Source organism: Pseudomonas shirazensis (genome assembly GCF_050496565.1).
GTDB classification, from domain to species: domain Bacteria; phylum Pseudomonadota; class Gammaproteobacteria; order Pseudomonadales; family Pseudomonadaceae; genus Aquipseudomonas; species Aquipseudomonas shirazensis_A.
The window spans coordinates 1-732 of the sequence record NZ_JBNWAE010000042.1 but is presented as its reverse complement, the minus strand read 5'-3'; the positions used below and the strand labels follow the sequence as shown (position 1 = coordinate 732).

General features: G+C 60.0%; 1 protein-coding gene. It reads right to left on the bottom strand.

Translation table 11 applies throughout. From position 1 onward, the window contains the following. Positions 1-732, bottom strand: a 732-nt coding sequence (locus ACQZ2L_RS25030) for an Ig-like domain-containing protein (RefSeq protein WP_430328309.1), incomplete at both ends; no start/stop codon positions are given.

Here is a 732-nt window from a genome sequence, read left to right as displayed (position 1 = left end):
CGCCGCCTGTGACCGAACCCACCAACGTGCCGCTGGCAGTCTCGCCGGTCGAGCCCGGCTGGCTGCCAGTGACGGTGCCTGGTGCGAGGTCGTTGCCGTCTTTGGTCAGGTCCAGAGCATTTTCGTAGACGGTGACATCGTGGTCCTGCGCAGCAACCATCTGGCAGTTGAGCACGTTGATGGTGACCGTTGCGGTGCTCTCATCGCCGTCCGCATCGCGGATGGTATAGACGAAGGTGTCGGTCGCTCCCGCTGGAGCATTGCTGTTCGGGTATGAGTGATAGACACCGTTACCTTCGGCATCCAAGGTGATGTAGCCATAAGTCCCTTGAACATTGACGCCGAGCTGCCCGGAGGCCGGCGTCGAAGTGTCGGACCCTGCACGTACACCGACCACGTACTTGCCATCGGCAGAGACATCCGCGCCGATCACGTCGTTGAGCAGCACGTTGCCGCTGACCTGCCCACCCATTTCTACACGAGCAACATCGCAATGCGCCTGTGGCACATCGTCGACGATGCTGATGACAATGTTGCTGGTGGTGGTGTTACCGAGCGAATCCTTGACCTGATAGGTGAAGGTCTCGGTGATGATGTTCGGCCCGTCGTTCTGATGGGTCGGCGAATTCGCCGGCGAGGTCAGGGTGTAGGTGTAGGAGCCATCGGCATTGACCTGGATCTGCCCGAATTGCCCTGCAGTATTGCCAACCAGGCTGTAGGTCAGAGCGCCTA